This is a genomic window from Kineococcus sp. NPDC059986, from assembly GCF_040702905.1.
In the GTDB taxonomy this organism is placed as follows: Bacteria; Actinomycetota; Actinomycetes; order Actinomycetales; family Kineococcaceae; genus Kineococcus.
The window spans coordinates 39,922-54,301 of the sequence record NZ_JBFBND010000013.1; the positions used below are offsets into that span (position 1 = coordinate 39,922).

Genomic DNA, 14,380 nt, shown 5'->3' on the forward strand with positions numbered 1-14,380 from the left:
TGCGGCGGGTCAGGAGGCGCGCGTCTGGTGCTCGGCGTTTTTCTGCGCCGCGTCCTCGGCAGCGAGCTTGGCCTCGAGCGCGGTCGGCTCGTCGTCCTTGGTGAAGGTCGGCGCGGCGGTGGTGGTGGGGGCCGGCTTGGCCTCCTCCTTGCCGTCGTTCTTCATCTCCTTGACCTCGGACTTGAAGATGCGCATGGAGCGACCCAGGCCACGGGCGGCGTCGGGCAGACGCTTGCTGCCGAAAAGCGCGATGACAAGTACGAGCAGGACGACCAGGATTAGCGGGTGGTCGAACAGGCGTGCCAGGTTCATCGGATCCTCCAGTGTCGGTCGTAGCGCGGCCATCGTACGTCGCCCGGGGGCGGCCGTGGGACAAGCATGCGCGCCGAGTCCTCCGATCGGCACCGTTCCGTGACGTCCTGGGCGCATTCGCGGGCAACTCCCAGGAACGGTCGGCGAGGCCCCCGACGCACGAGAGCCGCTCCGCGGACGCTGTGCACGTCCGCTGAGCGGCTCTTCGAGAGGTGTGGGAGGGCGGGCGCTCAGCGCACCGTGCGCAGGCCGCGCCCGGCGAGGGAGGCGAGGTCGTCGCAGGAGTCGAGCACGAGGGCGAAGTCGAGGACGTCGTCCCAGGCGATGGTCGAACCGGTGTGCGTCTCCATGGCCTCGGCGGGGATGGTCCAGCGCTCGACGGCGACACCGCCGGAGACGAGCAGCGCGACGACGTCCTCGCCGGCGGGCTTGCGGACCTCGTCCTTGCACTTGGGGCAGCCGAACGCGTAGAAGGAGCGCTCCTTGGCCGAGCACACCACGAGGCGGACCTGCTTGGGCGTGAGCTCGACGTCGCCGCAGCAGGGGCAGGAAGCCTTGATCGTGGTCATGTCGTGCACCTCTCGTTCGTGGTGTAGGTCCGGCGGCGACCCCGCCGTCCGACAACCACTGCTTCGGCACGCTCCAGCGATCCCTTGAACAGGGACTTCGACCCAACCTTGACAGCTCGCCCACCGGTGTGTTGCGCATTGGGCCAACCCGGTGAGAGCAACGTTTCAGGCGTAACGCGCCAGGGCCGCCAACGCTGCGTCACGGACCTCCACGGCCAGCTCCGGGGGGTCCACCACCCGGGCGCCCGCCCCCAGACGCAGCAGGAGCCGGTGCACCCAGGAGGTGTCCGCGGTCCGCATCCGCACGCGCAGCGAGGCCTCCTCCCAGGCGTCCTCGGGCGCGTCCTGCACCGACTCGACGGGGTAGTAGTCGACGACCCACGCGGCCTGCGGGGCCAGGTCGACGGTCACGACGAGGTCGTCCGGGCTGGGGCGGAACAGGTCGGTCGCGACGTCCCGCGACTCGGCCTGGACCGGCGGGGTGCCGTCGACGTCGAGGACCTGCGCGACCTCGATGCGGTCGACGCGGAAGAGCCGGACGCCCTCGGCGCGGTGGCACCACGCCTCCAGGTACCAGCGGCCCTCCACGCTCACCAGTCGCATGGGGTCGACGTCGCGTTCGGTGCGCTCGTCCCGGCTGGGCACGAGGTAGCTCAGGTGCAGGCGGCGGTGCTCGCGCAGCGCCAGCCGCGCCGTCTCCAGGACGACGGCGCTGGAGGAGTCGCTGACGTCGACGGCCACCGCGCGCGCGACGGTGCGGGCGGCTCCCCCGGCCTCCCCCGTCGCCTCCGACAGCTTGGCCATGGCGCCCTCGAGCGCCTCGCGGTCGTGCAGACCGGGCACCTCGGCCAGCGTGCGCAGCCCCACGAGCAGGGCGACGGCCTCGTCGACCGCCAGCCGGGCCGGCCGGGCGATGGGGTCGGCGTTCGACAGGTAGACGTGGCCGGACTCCCAGCGCGCGTCGATGAGGTCGTCGGGCAGGTGCCCGGGCGTGCCGCAGACGAAGAGCAGTTCGAGGTCGTGGACGAGGTCGTCCTCGGTGATGCCGAAGTGCTCGGCGGCCTCGTCCACGGGGATGCCCTGGTGGGTCAGCAGGTACGGGACCATCGCGAGCAGACGCGAGAGCCGCTCGGTGGAGGCGTTGCCGGTCACGCGCGCACCCCCGCCGCTCCGCGCAGCCGGCGCAGGACGGCCTCCCGCAGGTCGTCGGGGTCGAGGACCACGACGTCGGCGCCGAAGGGGGCCAGTTCGTCGGCGGCCACCTCGACGTCGCTGACGTCGAGGACCACGAGGTCCTCCGCGTCCGAGCGGGGTTCGACCGACCGCGCGCGGCGCCGGACCGCGAGCCCGGCGCCGGAGCGGACGAGGAGGTGCGCCTGCCGGGTCTGCACCGGACCCACGCTGCGGCCGACGACCTCGCGCGCGTCGACGCCCTCGGGCACCTCGTAGGACCCGGGGCGGCCGATGCGCTTGACGGCCGAGGCCACGCGGGAGAGGCGGAAGACGCGGGTGGCCTGCCGGTCGCGGTCGTGCCCGACGAGGTACCAGCGGCCGTGCCAGGACACGATGGCCCACGGTTCCACGTGCCGGACGGCCGGTTCCCCGCCCGCGCGACGGTAGGTGAACTGCACGGGGGTGCGGTCCCGCGTCGCCGCGTAGAGCGGGTCGAAGGCCGGTTCGGCCGTCCGCACGCGCGGTTCGACGCCGATGAGGGAGCTCTCGTCCGGTTCCACCCCCAGGCTGCGCAGCTTGACGAGCGCGCGGGTCGCCGGGCCGGCCAGGCTCGCCTGCTGCCAGACGCGGCTGGCCAGGGACAGCACGGCCAGCTCGCCGGGGGTGAAGCGGATCTCGGGCAGCGCGTAGGCCTCCCGGTCGATCCGGTAGCCGGCCTCGTCCTCGAAGAACGCGTCCTCCCCGCCGGTCTCCAGCGGGACGCCCAGCTCGCGCAGGTCCTCCTTGTCCCGCTCGAACATGCGCTCGAAGGCGACGGTGGTGGCGCAGTCGGCGTACTGCGGGACGGCGGTGCGGATCTGCTCCTTCGTCAGCCAGCGCCGGGTGGCCGACAGGGCGATGACGAGGTTGAGCATCCGCTCGGTCCGGCGGGCGCCGCGGGCGGCCGCGGCCGCTCCACCGGGGGTCCCGCTCGAGGTCTGCGTCATGGTGCGGTGGACGCTACCGGAAGCACGCCCGGACGCAGCCTGCGTACGCTCGGAGCGTGACGATCAGGTGGCGTTCTGCAACGGTAGACCGGCTGGGGTCGGCGTGGTCCGGCTCGGTGGAGCTCCACGCCACGTTGGCCGACGGCCCCGAGGCCGGAACGCAGGTCAAGGCCCTGGCCCACCCCGACCTCGTCGGCTCCCCCACCCCCGGCGACCGGGTGCTGCTCAACGTCTCCGCGCTGGCCCGCGGGCTCGGCACCGGCGGTTACGCCCTCGTCGTCGCGCTCCCCGACGCGCTGCCCGCCGACCCCCCGCCCGGACCCGGGCACCTCGTCAAGGCCCGGTACACCCCGTTGCAGACGATGGTCCTCGGCGCCGACGACCAGGAGTCCGAGCACCATTCTCTGCTCGCCGACGCCGACGACCTCGCCGGCACCCCCGTCGTCGTCGCCGACCTGCACTCGGCCCTGCCCGCCGTCGTGGCCGGGGTCCGCGCCGACGCGCCCGACGCGCGCGTCGCCTACGTCATGACCGACGGCGGGGCCCTGCCCGCCGCTTTCTCGCGGGCCGTGGCGGGGCTGCGGGACGCGGGCTGGATCGCGGCCTGCGTCACCACGGGCCAAGCGTTCGGCGGGGACCTGGAGACCGCCACCGTCCACACCGGGCTGCTCACCGCACGGCTCGTCGCCGGCGCCGACGTCGTCGTCGTGGCCCAGGGGCCGGGCAACCTCGGCACCGGCTCGCGCTGGGGGTTCTCCGGGGTGGCGGCCGGGGAGGCGCTCAACGCGGCCGCCGTGCTGGGCGGGCGGCCCGTCGCGGCGCTGCGCGTGTCCGAGGCCGACGCCCGCCCGCGCCACCGCGGGGTGTCGCACCACTCCCTGACCGCGGTCGGGCGCGTCGCGCTGGCTCCCGTCGACGTGCCCGTCCCCGACGTCGCCGGTGCGTTCCACGACGGCGTGCGGGAGCAGGCGCGGTCGCTGTGCGGGCGGCACCGCTACGTCGAGGTCCCCGCCGCGGGGTTGGAGGAGGCGCTGGCCACCAGCCCGGTGCGGCTGTCGACGATGGGCCGCGGGCTGGAGCAGGACCGGGCCAGCTTCCTCGTCGCCGCAGCCGCCGGCCGGCACGCGGCGGCGCTGCTGGCCCGGACGTGACGAGACCCCCGGCGCCGTGCGACGCCGGGGGTCCCGGGGTGGTTCAGCTCACTTCACGTCGACGAGGTCCACGACGAAGATCAGGGTCTCGCCGCCCTTGATGGCGCCGCCGGCGCCGCGGTCGCCGTAGCCCAGGTGCGGCGGGATGACGAGCTTGCGCCGGCCGCCGACCTTCATGCCGAGCAGCCCCTGGTCCCAGCCCTGGATGACCATGCCGGCCCCGACGGGGAAGTCGAGCGGCTGGCCGCGGTTCCAGGAGGAGTCGAACTCCTCGCCGGTGCTGAACGCGACGCCGACGTAGTGCGCGCTGACGGTCTTGCCCGCGGTGGCCTCGGCCCCGTCACCGACGACCACGTCGGTGATGACGAGGTCTGTGGGCGGTTCGCCCTCGGGGAAGTCCACTTCGGGCTTGGTGCGTTCGCTCATGCCACGACCCTATCCAACGCGAGTGGGGGCGACAGTTGGATCAGGCCTGGGCTGCGGGGAGCTTGCCCACATCCGCGATGGGGCGGCGACTCACGGGGCACATCCAGAACGCCCAGTCAGCAGCGGACTTCACGACGAGTGGGTGTTGTCGAGGGTGTAGAGGACAGGCGGGCACCATGGCTTCTCTCAGCTCCATGACTATGCCCTGCAGATCTTCCGCAATCAAACGGACCTCGTCGCCAAGATTCCCGGTGAACTCGATGGCCCCACTGGTGGTGACTCCATCAGCGTCAACCCTGTAACGACCCTGGTCGCCTATCCAGCAAGCCCGATCCTCATCTCCCCACGGCCCAAGGTCTGCCCAAAGCGCAGACAAAGCCAATAAACGATCAGACGAGGGCAATGTAGAAAGGCTTACTGAAAGTCACCTTCCGGTGAATCTTCCCGACATCGAACTCCACCGTTCCAGCCAGGGTGTAGTCGCCCTTGGTGCTGAACGATTTGCTAGCCCAGTGAGAGTGGAAGCCGTAGCAAGACGGGACGCCCGTTTTGTAGTAGTGATAGCTCTTCATCACCGAACCCTTGTTGTAGAAGTCGACGCTCGCCACCGCATTGCCGCCACCTGCACACAACGACGGCGTGACATTGAATCGCCAGTTGACATCATAGGGATCACTATAAGTGACTTTCATTTCGAGGTGGCCCTCTGGAGCATCGAATGCCCCGCTGTTCCTTTGCGGCGTCGCCCACCAGTGGTCGACGGCCGCCTTCGTGTTGACACCACGCTGGGTCGTCTCGACGGTAACAAAGTAGGCGGAGTCCTGAACGAGCTTCACGCGCTGCGGAGGAGCGCTGGAGTCCGTCGCACTGGCGGGACTCGCACTCAGGATCGAAGCAGCGATCATCCCGATCAATCCAACGCACATCTTACTGGGCCGACTGAAAATCCGCACAGCTCCTCCAAGTAGTCGCATGAATCGATGAACGGGCAAACTGTCGGGGATCGAGACTCGCCGCGCTCCTCAGGGAAACTATCCTGATCGAGGAGGGACTGAAACCCCCTCCGACATAGGAGACGGGGTGCCAGATATCCGGCTCTACGGACCTGCCTCCTGCGGGTGCCTCACCGGCTGATCGTGGGGTGTGAGGCGCTGTTCTTGTCTTACGACACAACCCACGCCGGGCTGCTGCTGGCCGCCTGCGCCCGCGGGATGCTCGATGGGGATCTCGCCGTGGGTCGCGTCCTCACCGCCTCGCGGGCGCGGTGGGCACTGGGGGCTGCGGGTGCCGCTGGCCGCACCGTTCCTGGCCTGCGCGGCGCACCCGCCGCTGGTAGTGAGCGTGGCCGCGGTGTTCTGCGCCAGCGTCGGCTACGCCGCGACCTTGCCCCTGCAGGCTAGGTGACCCTGAGCTGGAGGTCACCGTGGCTTGGCACGCCTACCAGAACCTGCGGTCGATGCTCCGCGCCCCGACTCCGGCCGCGGGCCGGGCACCGAGGCCATCAACTTGATCATCGAGAAGACCCGACACCTGGCCCACGGGTTCCGCATCTTCGGCAACTACCGCACCCGCATCCTGCTGGCCGCCGACGGAACCCGACCCTGGCGACGACGACGCGTGGGTCGGGGTGAGCTACCCACCCGCAGATCCGAAGAGCCAGATATCCCGTGGCCTTGGCGTCGCGACTCGTAGCGGCGTACCGCTAGGAACCGTGACCAACTTGCCTGCGCTTGCGGCGGAGAGCCCCGTCGAGGAGCCGGTCCGATCCACGACCGGCAACGCTCACAGATCAGAACGAATCGAGAATATCCACCACGAAGACCAGCGCCCCCGCGGGAGCACCCGAAGGGGGCTCATCCCCGTATGCCTCCGATGCGGGAATCACCAACAGCACGCGACTACCCACACGCTGCCCAATGAGTCCCTTGTCCCACCCCGGAATGAGCTGTCCAGTTCCGACGATCGACTGGAACGGGCTGCTTTCCCACGAGGACTGGAAGACCTTGCCATCGGACAGTGTCGCACCGACGTACTGCATGCTCACGTTCATTCCGGCAGTCAAAGGCTCTCCCGTGCCCTCGATGAGCGGCTGCACGACGAGGTTCGCCGGGGGCGTCTCGTCGGTGATGGTGAAGCCGGTCGGCACGCCCTTGTCGTTCGTCACGACCGTCGGCAGCCCGGCCGGCGGGGTCACCGCGGTGCCCTCGGCCATGGTCGGGACGATCTTCACGACGTCGGCGACGACGACGATCGTCGTGCTGGCGTCGACGTTCTCCTTGCCGAAGTTCTTCACGGCGTCGCCGAAGCCGTCGCTGGGCGCGATGGCGATGACCACGCGGTCCCCGACGTGCGTCCCGACGAACCCGCGGGCCAGGCCCATCGTGATCTTCGGCAGCTCGAACCGGGCGGGGGTCTTGCCGTAGCTGGAGTCCAGCTCCTCCCCCGTGGACCCGGCGTACAGGCTGTAGGCGAAGGCGATCTTGTCCGTGCTCTTCACCTCCGGGCCGGTGCCCTTGGCGACGATCTTGCGCGACGTCTCAGTCACCGACAGCGGCGTGGTGATCTGGACGGTCGGCTTGACGTCGGGGTTCACCTCCCCGGTGACCTGCACCGCGAGGTTGTCGTCGGTCGCGGCGGGTTCAATCGTGTTGGCCGACGCGGACGCCGACGCGGTCTGCTCGCTCGGGCTCGGACTGTCGCCCTCGGACGCGCACGCGCCCAGCAGGGACATCGCCAGGGCGGCGGACGCGGACATCAGGGCGGTACGGCGGCGCACGAAGGTCCTCACTCATCGACGGGTCGAACCGGGTCAGCCTAACCGCGGAGCCTGTGCGCCCGCGGACCGTCCCTCACATGCTGTCGATGAGCCGTTCCACTCTGTCGTCGACCGCCTTGAACGGGTCCTTGCACAGGACGGTCCGCTGGGCCTGGTCGTTGAGCTTGAGGTGCACCCAGTCGACCGTGAAGTCGCGACGTTTCTCCTGCGCCGCGCGCACGAAGTCACCGCGCAGCTTGGCCCGCGTCGTCTGCGGCGGCACGCTGAGCGCCTCGAAGACCTCGATGTCGGAGCACACCCGCTCGGCCATGCCCCGGTTGGCGAGCATGTAGTGCAGCCCGCGACCCCGGTGGATGTCGTGGTAGGCGAGGTCGAGCCGCGCGATGCGCGCCGACGTCAGGGGCAGGTCGTGCTTGGCCATGTACCGGTCGAGCAGCTTCTTCTTGATCACCCAGTCGACCTCGCGGTCGACGAGGGAGAAGTCCTGCGTCTCGACGGCGCGCAGCGCCCGCTCCCACAGGTCCAGGACCCGCTTGACCGTGGGCGTCTGCAGCCCGCGGTCCTCGACGAACTCCTTGGCCCGCTCGAGGTACTCGCCCTGGATCTCCAGCGCGCTCGCCTCGCGGCCGTTGGCCAGCCGGACGGGCTTGCGGCCCGTGAGGTCGTGGGAGATCTCCCGGATCGCCCGGATCGGGTTCTCCATCGTCATCTCGCGCAGCGGGACGCCCTCCTCGACCATCCGCAGGACGAGGTCGGTGGCACCGAGCTTGAGCATCGTCGTCGTCTCGGACATGTTCGAGTCGCCCACGATGACGTGCAGCCGGCGGTACCGCTCGGCGTCGGCGTGCGGTTCGTCGCGCGTGTTGATGATCGGGCGGCTGCGGGTCGTGGCGCTGGAGACGCCCTCCCAGATGTGGTCGGCCCGCTGCGAGAGCGAGTACACCGCGCCCCGCGGCGTCTGCACGACCTTGCCCGCACCCACGATGAGCTGGCGTGACACCAGGAACGGGATGAGGACGTCGGAGAGCCGGCCGAACTCCCCGTGCCGGGACACCAGGTAGTTCTCGTGGCAGCCGTAGGAGTTGCCCGCCGAGTCGGTGTTGTTCTTGAAGAGGAACACCTCCCCGGCGATCCCCTCCTCCTCCAACCGGCGCTCGGCGTCGGTCAGCAGCCCCTCGAGGGTGCGCTCACCGGCCCGGTCGTGGACGACGAGCTGGCGCACGTCGTCGCACTCGGGCGAGGCGTACTCGGGGTGCGAGCCCACGTCGAGGTAGAGACGTGCCCCGTTCTTGAGGAACACGTTGCTCGAACGGCCCCACGACACGACCTTGCGGAACAGGTACCGCGCCACCTCGTCCGGGGACAGCTTGCGTTGTCCCTCGAAGGCGCAGGTGACGCCGAACTCCGTCTCCAGCCCGAAGATCCGGCGATCCATTTCCCCACCTTAGGCACACGGGCGCCGTGCGGCGCAGCGAGACGTGCGAACTGGACCCGCTCAGCCGACGGGGGTCAGCAGGCCCGCCAGGGTCGGGCCGGTGAGCCGGCGGAACGTGCGGCGCTCGCGGCTGCGGTCCAGGACCGCCACCTCGAGGTGGTCGGCGGCGATGGGCCGGGGCCCCTGACCGGCGGCCTCGGCGGCCGCGTCGGACCCCAGGGCCTCCACCGCCAGCTGCAGCGCCTGGGCCAGGGACAGGCCCGGTTCCCAGCGCTCCCCCAGCTTGGCGGCGATCTGGTCGGCCGACCCGCCCATGGCGACGTAGCCGTGCTCGTCGGCCACGGAGCCGTCGTAGGTGAGCCGGTAGACCTGGTCGGTCTCGGGGGTGCGGCCGACCTCGGCCACGACGATCTCGACCTCGTACGGCTTGGACTCGGTCGTGAAGATGGCGCCGAGGGTCTGGGCGTAGGCGTTGGCCAGCCCGCGCGCGGTGACGTCGGTGCGGTCGTAGGAGTACCCGCGGACGTCGGCGTACCGGACGCCGGCCACCCGCAGGTTCTCGAACTCGTTGTACTTCCCGACGGCGGCGAAGGCGACGCGGTCGTAGATCTCGGAGATCTTGTGCAGCGCCCGGGAGGCGTTCTCGGAGGCGAAGACGATTCCGTCCGCGCAGGCGACGACGACGACGGCGCGGCCGCGGGCGATGCCCTTGCGGGCGTAGTCCGCCTTGTCCTTCATCAACTGCTCGGGCGAGACGTAGAAGGGGACGCTCATCGCTCAGGCCTCCGCACCGGTCAGGCCGGGGTTGCCCCCGGGGTTGCCGCGCCGTCCGGCCACGACGGCCTCGACGACGGGTTCGAGTTCGGCGTCCGGGACCTTCCGGAAGCCGGCGGCGGTCACGACGCCGACGACGGGCCAGATCTTGCGCAACAGGTCCGGGCCACCGGTGGCCGAGTCGTCGTCGGCGGCGTCCCAGAGGGCCTCCACGGCGACCCGCACGGTCTCGGCCTCGGTCATCCCCGGCCGGTACAGCTTCTTCAGCGCGCCGCGGGCGAAGATCGACCCCGACCCGACGGTGTGGTGGTCGCGTTCCTCCGACCGGCCCCCGGTGACGTCGTAGCCGACGATGCGGCCGCGGCCGGCGTCGAGGTCGTAGCCGGCGAAGAGGGGGACGACGGCCAAGCCCTGCATGGCCAGGCCGAGGTTCCCGCGGATCATGGTCGAGAGGCGGTTCGCCTTGCCCTCGAAGGACATCAGGGCGCCCTCGAGCTTCTCGAAGTGCTCCAGCTCGACCTGGAAGAGGCGGATCATCTCCACCGCCAGGCCCGCGACACCGGCGATGCCGGCGCAGGAGTGCTCGTCGGTCTGGAAGACCTTGGTGATGTCGCGCTGGGCGATCATCGGCCCGGCCGTGGCGCGGCGGTCGCCGGCCATGACGACCCCGTCGGCGAAGACGAGCGCCACGATGGTCGTGGCGTGCGGGGCCTCCCCGGCGCCGGGTCCGCCACCGGGCAGGGCCCCGGTGGGCAGCGTGCGGGAGGCGGGCAGGACGTCCGGCGAGTACTCGCGCACGAACTCGGTGAAGGACGAGGACCCGGGCCGCAGGAACGCGGCGGGCAACCGTCCCGACTGGTCGCTGGAGTGGTTCACCCTGGCGACCCTACCCGCGCCGTCCCGGCCCACGCCGGGAGGACGCGGGGACGGCTGCTACTGGCCGCCCTTCTGCACGAAACCGCGGACGAACTCCTCGGAGTTGGACTCCAGGACCTCGTCGATCTCGTCGAGGAGGGCGTCGACCTCGGCGTCGGTGTCAGAGCTCTTGGCGGAGGTCTGCCCGGACCCCTGGGCGGGGACGGCGGGGACGTCCTCGGACTCGTCCTCGCGACGACTCGGCCGCTGCTGCTCCTGTCCAGGCATGGCTGGCTCCCCCTGACGTCTCGTGCCGCACCGGACCAGCCGGTCCGGATCCTGCTCCGACACTAACCCCGCGGACCCGGCCGCGGCCCGCTCTGGGGCACAGACCACACGGGTGCGCGTCAGCCCGTGAGCGCGGCGACGAGGTCCTCGGCGGTCTCGCACCGGTCCAGCAGCGCCCCGACGTGCTCCCGGGTGCCGCGCAGGGGCTCCAGGGTCGGCACGCGCTGCAGCGCGCCACGACCGGCGACGTCGAAGATCACCGAGTCCCAGCTGGCCGCGGCGACGCGGTTGCCGTACCGGGCCAGGCACTCCCCGCGGAAGTAGGCGCGGGTGTCGGTCGGGGGGTGGTCGACGGCGTGCCGGACCTCCTCCTCGCTCAGCAGCGTCTCGACCTGTCCCCGCTCGACCAGCTTGCGGTGCAGGCCCTTCTCCGGACGCACGTCGGACCACTGCAGGTCGACGGCCTGCAGCCGCGCGTTGTCCCAGTCCAGCCCGTCGCGGGAGCGGTAGCCCTCCAGCAGCCGCAGCTTGGCGACCCAGTCCACCTCGCGGGCGGCGGAGAACACGTCGGTCTCCAGCCGGCCCAGCACCTGCTCCCAGCGGGTGAGGACCTCGGCGGTGTCGGCGTCCACGTCGTCGCCGTAGCGGTCGGCGACGTAGGCCTGCGCGGCCTCGAGGTAGGCGCGCTGCAACTGCAGGGCGGTGAGCCGGCGGCCGTCGCGCAACCGCAGCAGGTGCGTCAGACCCGGGTCGTGGGACACCTCGTGCAGGGCCCGGACGGGTTCGGACAGCGGCAGGTCGCCGGCGGGGCTGTGCTCGAGCCAGCCGTCCTCGAGCATGGCCAGCACGAGGGAGGTGGTGCCGACCTTCAGCAGCGTGGCGACCTCGCACATCGTCGCGTCGCCGACGATGACGTGCAGCCGCCGGTACTTCTCGACGGTGGCGTGCGGTTCGTCGCGGGTGTTGATGATGGGCCGCTTCATCGTCGTCTCCAGACCCACCTCGACCTCGAAGAAGTCGGCGCGCTGGCTGATCTGGAAACCCGCCTCGCGCGAGTCCTGGCCCAGCCCGACGCGGCCGGCGCCGGTGAAGACCTGCCGGGACACGAAGAACGGGGTGAGGTGGCGCACGACGTCGCCGAACGGCGTGGCGCGGTTCATGAGGTAGTTCTCGTGGGTGCCGTAGGAGGCGCCCTTGCCGTCGGTGTTGTTCTTGTAGATCGTCACCGGCGTCAGGCCGGGGGTGCTCGCGACGCGGCGCAGCGCCTCCAGCAGGATCAGCTCCCCCGCACGGTCCCAGCGCACCGCGTCCCGGGGAGTGAGGACCTCCGGGGAGGAGAACTCCGGGTGGGCGTGGTCGACGTAGAAGCGGGCGCCGTTGGTGAGGATGACGTTGGCCATCGTCGGGTCCTCGGTCTCCGCGCTCACGACGTCGGAGGCGTTCGGCGCGGCCCGCCGGGGGGTGTCGGTGAGCTGGGAGGGGTGCGCCCGGGCCCGGTCCACCTCGAACCCGCGCGCGTCGCGCAACGGGGCCTCGTCCTCGTAGTCCCACCGCGGGCGCGACCGGCCGCCGCCCGTGGCGGTGGCGTAGGCGTTGACCACCTGCGCCGACAGCAGCATCGGGTTGGCCCCGGGATCGCCGGGGACTGAGATCCCGTACTCCGTCTCGATCCCGACCACGCGGCGCACCGTCATGCACCGACCCTACGTGGGCACCCCGGGCCCGGCCTCACTCGGTGCGCAGCGCCACCACGGGGTCCAGCCGGCCGGCCCGCCGGGCGGGGAACACCCCGAAGAAGATGCCGACGGCCGCCGAGACGACGAACGCCACGACGGGACTCCACCACTCGATGACGGCCGGCAGCGGGGACAGCTCGTTGACGCCGACCGAGACGGCGACGCCGATGAGGATGCCGATGACTCCGCCCACGCTCGTCAGCAGCACGGCCTCGACGAGGAACTGCACGAGGACGTCGCGCTGGCGGGCGCCGAGGGCCTTGCGCAGCCCGATCTCCCGGGTCCGTTCGCGGACCGAGACGAGCATGATGTTCGAGACCCCGACGCCGCCCACGAGCAGCGAGATGCCCGCGATCGAGGCGAGGACCGCCGTCAGCAGGCTGAGGATCTGGCCGATGACACCGAGGATCTGGGTCTGCGTCACCGCTGAGAACGTCTGGTCGGGGTACTGCGCCTTCATCGCCCGCCACAGCTCCTCCGACAGCCGCGGGACCTGCGAGGACGAGGGCGCCTTGACGGCGAACGCGTCGACGCGGTCGAGGGAGAACAACCGCTGGGCCGTGGTGATGGGGATGTGGATCTCGTTGTCCAGGGAGACGCCGAAGCTCTCCCCCTGCTCGGCGAGCACGCCGATGACCTCGAAGCGCGTCCCGTTGACGGTCACCTGCCGGCCGACGGGGTCGAGGCCGGGGAACAGGTTCTTCGCGGCCTGCGCGCCGAGGACCGCGACGCGACGGCGGGAGTCGACGTCGACGGACGTGAAGTACTGCCCGTCCGCGACGGGCCGGGTCAGGACCTCCGGGAGGTTCTGGTCGGCGCCCTGGACGGTGGTGAACTGCTCGCGGGTGCCGGCCCGCACCTGCGCCCCCGTCGTCACGCGCGCGGTCACGGCGCGCGGGTCGCCGACGACGTCGGCGAGCACCTGCCCGTCCTTGATCTGCATCGTGGACGTCGCGGCGGCGTTGTTGCCCAGGTTGTTCGTGTCGAACTTCCCGGGCACGACGAGGATGAGGTTGGAGCCCAGCCCCTCGACCTGCGACTCGATCTGCTGCCGCGCCCCGGAGCCGATGGAGACGACCACGATGACGGCGGCGATCCCGATGATGATGCCGAGCATCGTCAGCAGGCTGCGCACCCGGTTGCCGCGCAAGGCGTCGAGCGCGACGCGGAACGCCTCCCAGCCCTTCACGCCTCCCCCACCGCACCGAGCGCCGAGTCGTGCTCGACGAGGCCGTCGCGCACCCGCACCTGACGGCGGGCGCGGCCGGCGACCTCGTCGTCGTGGGTGACGAGGACCACCGCGACACCCCGTTCGGAGTTCAGCTCCTCCAGGATCCGCATGACCTCGGCCCCGTTGCGGGAGTCCAGGTTCCCGGTCGGCTCGTCGGCCAGCAGGATCCGCGGTTCGCCCACGAGGGCGCGGGCGATGGCGACGCGCTGCTGCTCGCCGCCTGACATCTGGGTGGGGCGGTGGGTGAGGCGGTGCCCGAGGTTGACGGACTCCAACGCCACGGCCGCCCGCTCCTTGCGCTCGGGGGCCTTCACCCCGCGGTACAGCAGGGGCAGACCCACGTTGTCGAGCGCGCTGGAGCGCGGCAGCAGCTGGAAGGCCTGGAACACGAAGCCGATCTCCCGGTTGCGCAGGTCGGCCAGCTCGGGGTCGGACAGCTCGGCGACCGCGCGGCCGCCGACGCGCAGGAGGCCCGACGTCGGACGGTCCAGGCAGCCGAGGAGGTGCATGAGCGTGGACTTGCCCGACCCGCTGGGGCCGATGATGGCGGCGTACTCGCCCTCGGCGACGGTGAAGCTGACCCCGCGCAGGGCGTCGACCGTCGTGTCGCCGAAGCGGTAGGACCGGGTGACGTCCACGGCCTCGATGGCCGCAGCGGGTGCCCGGTG

General features: G+C 71.2%; 15 protein-coding genes. 1 reads left to right on the plus strand and 14 read right to left on the minus strand.

Features of this window, described 5'->3' with window-relative positions:
• Positions 1-9: 9 nt before the first annotated feature.
• The 4 genes from tatA to AB0637_RS11845 all read right to left on the minus strand — a co-directional run bounded on the left by tatA (position 10) and on the right by AB0637_RS11845 (position 3,040).
• Positions 10-312, minus strand: coding sequence for a Sec-independent protein translocase subunit TatA (gene tatA, locus AB0637_RS11830; RefSeq protein WP_366172366.1), 303 nt, complete (start codon positions 310-312; stop codon positions 10-12).
• Positions 313-542: 230 nt separating this feature from the next.
• Complete coding sequence (locus AB0637_RS11835; protein WP_366172368.1) at positions 543-881, minus strand: hypothetical protein; 339 nt, start codon at positions 879-881, stop codon at positions 543-545.
• A gap of 165 nt (positions 882-1,046) precedes the next feature.
• Positions 1,047-2,033 (minus strand): WYL domain-containing protein, encoded by a 987-nt coding sequence (locus tag AB0637_RS11840; protein ID WP_366172369.1) that lies wholly within the window; start codon positions 2,031-2,033, stop codon positions 1,047-1,049.
• Positions 2,030-3,040 (minus strand): WYL domain-containing protein, encoded by a 1,011-nt coding sequence (locus tag AB0637_RS11845; RefSeq protein WP_366172370.1) that lies wholly within the window; start codon positions 3,038-3,040, stop codon positions 2,030-2,032. Before AB0637_RS11845 ends, AB0637_RS11840 begins: the two co-directional genes overlap by 4 nt.
• A 56-nt stretch (positions 3,041-3,096) precedes the next feature.
• Between AB0637_RS11845 and AB0637_RS11850 the strand changes: the two genes are divergently transcribed.
• Positions 3,097-4,191, plus strand: coding sequence for a DUF3866 family protein (locus tag AB0637_RS11850; protein WP_366172371.1), 1,095 nt, complete (start codon positions 3,097-3,099; stop codon positions 4,189-4,191).
• A 48-nt stretch (positions 4,192-4,239) separates the two neighbouring features.
• Here the strand turns inward: AB0637_RS11850 and AB0637_RS11855 are convergent, their stop codons facing one another.
• The 10 genes from AB0637_RS11855 to AB0637_RS11900 form a co-directional block, all read right to left on the minus strand.
• The gene (locus AB0637_RS11855) at positions 4,240-4,617 is read right to left on the minus strand and encodes an FKBP-type peptidyl-prolyl cis-trans isomerase (RefSeq protein ID WP_366172372.1); all 378 of its coding nucleotides are present in this window, start codon (positions 4,615-4,617) and stop codon (positions 4,240-4,242) included.
• A 389-nt stretch (positions 4,618-5,006) separates the two neighbouring features.
• The gene (locus tag AB0637_RS11860) at positions 5,007-5,453 is read right to left on the minus strand and encodes a hypothetical protein (protein WP_366172373.1); all 447 of its coding nucleotides are present in this window, start codon (positions 5,451-5,453) and stop codon (positions 5,007-5,009) included.
• A 953-nt stretch (positions 5,454-6,406) separates the two neighbouring features.
• Positions 6,407-7,393, minus strand: a complete 987-nt coding sequence (locus AB0637_RS11865) for an FKBP-type peptidyl-prolyl cis-trans isomerase (RefSeq protein ID WP_366172374.1) — start codon at positions 7,391-7,393, stop codon at positions 6,407-6,409.
• Positions 7,394-7,466: 73 nt separating this feature from the next.
• Positions 7,467-8,828, minus strand: coding sequence for a Pup--protein ligase (pafA, locus tag AB0637_RS11870; RefSeq protein ID WP_366172375.1), 1,362 nt, complete (start codon positions 8,826-8,828; stop codon positions 7,467-7,469).
• A gap of 60 nt (positions 8,829-8,888) precedes the next feature.
• Positions 8,889-9,602 carry a proteasome subunit alpha gene (gene prcA / locus AB0637_RS11875; protein WP_366172376.1) on the minus strand — a complete coding sequence of 238 codons (714 nt, stop codon included), beginning with the start codon at positions 9,600-9,602 and terminating at the stop codon, positions 8,889-8,891.
• A gap of 3 nt (positions 9,603-9,605) precedes the next feature.
• Positions 9,606-10,478, minus strand: a complete 873-nt coding sequence (gene prcB / locus AB0637_RS11880) for a proteasome subunit beta (RefSeq protein ID WP_366172377.1) — start codon at positions 10,476-10,478, stop codon at positions 9,606-9,608.
• A 57-nt stretch (positions 10,479-10,535) separates the two neighbouring features.
• A complete protein-coding gene (locus AB0637_RS11885; protein WP_366172378.1) occupies positions 10,536-10,745 on the minus strand; it encodes a ubiquitin-like protein Pup in 210 nt (69 codons plus the stop codon).
• A 119-nt stretch (positions 10,746-10,864) separates the two neighbouring features.
• On the minus strand, positions 10,865-12,439 hold the full coding sequence (gene dop, locus AB0637_RS11890) for a depupylase/deamidase Dop (protein ID WP_366172379.1): 1,575 nt from the start codon (positions 12,437-12,439) through the stop codon (positions 10,865-10,867).
• 34 nt (positions 12,440-12,473) lie between these two features.
• Complete coding sequence (locus AB0637_RS11895) at positions 12,474-13,670, minus strand: ABC transporter permease (protein WP_366172380.1); 1,197 nt, start codon at positions 13,668-13,670, stop codon at positions 12,474-12,476.
• Positions 13,667-14,359: an ABC transporter ATP-binding protein gene (locus AB0637_RS11900; protein ID WP_366172478.1), complete on the minus strand. Its 693-nt coding sequence runs from the start codon at positions 14,357-14,359 to the stop codon at positions 13,667-13,669. The genes AB0637_RS11895 and AB0637_RS11900 overlap by 4 nt, the downstream gene beginning before the upstream one ends.
• Positions 14,360-14,380: the final 21 nt, after the last annotated feature.

What these genes read in the sequence shown, in the direction of transcription:
- tatA (WP_366172366.1), bottom strand. Translation starts at nt 312, where the DNA reads ATGAACCTGGCACGCCTGTTCGACCACCCGCTAATCCTGGTCGTCCTG.
- AB0637_RS11835 (WP_366172368.1), bottom strand. Translation starts at nt 881, where the DNA reads ATGACCACGATCAAGGCTTCCTGCCCCTGCTGCGGCGACGTCGAGCTC.
- AB0637_RS11845 (WP_366172370.1), bottom strand. Translation starts at nt 3,040, where the DNA reads ATGACGCAGACCTCGAGCGGGACCCCCGGTGGAGCGGCCGCGGCCGCC.
- AB0637_RS11855 (WP_366172372.1), bottom strand. Translation starts at nt 4,617, where the DNA reads ATGAGCGAACGCACCAAGCCCGAAGTGGACTTCCCCGAGGGCGAACCG.
- pafA (WP_366172375.1), bottom strand. Translation starts at nt 8,828, where the DNA reads ATGGATCGCCGGATCTTCGGGCTGGAGACGGAGTTCGGCGTCACCTGC.
- prcA (WP_366172376.1), bottom strand. Translation starts at nt 9,602, where the DNA reads ATGAGCGTCCCCTTCTACGTCTCGCCCGAGCAGTTGATGAAGGACAAG.
- AB0637_RS11885 (WP_366172378.1), bottom strand. Translation starts at nt 10,745, where the DNA reads ATGCCTGGACAGGAGCAGCAGCGGCCGAGTCGTCGCGAGGACGAGTCC.
- dop (WP_366172379.1), bottom strand. Translation starts at nt 12,439, where the DNA reads ATGACGGTGCGCCGCGTGGTCGGGATCGAGACGGAGTACGGGATCTCA.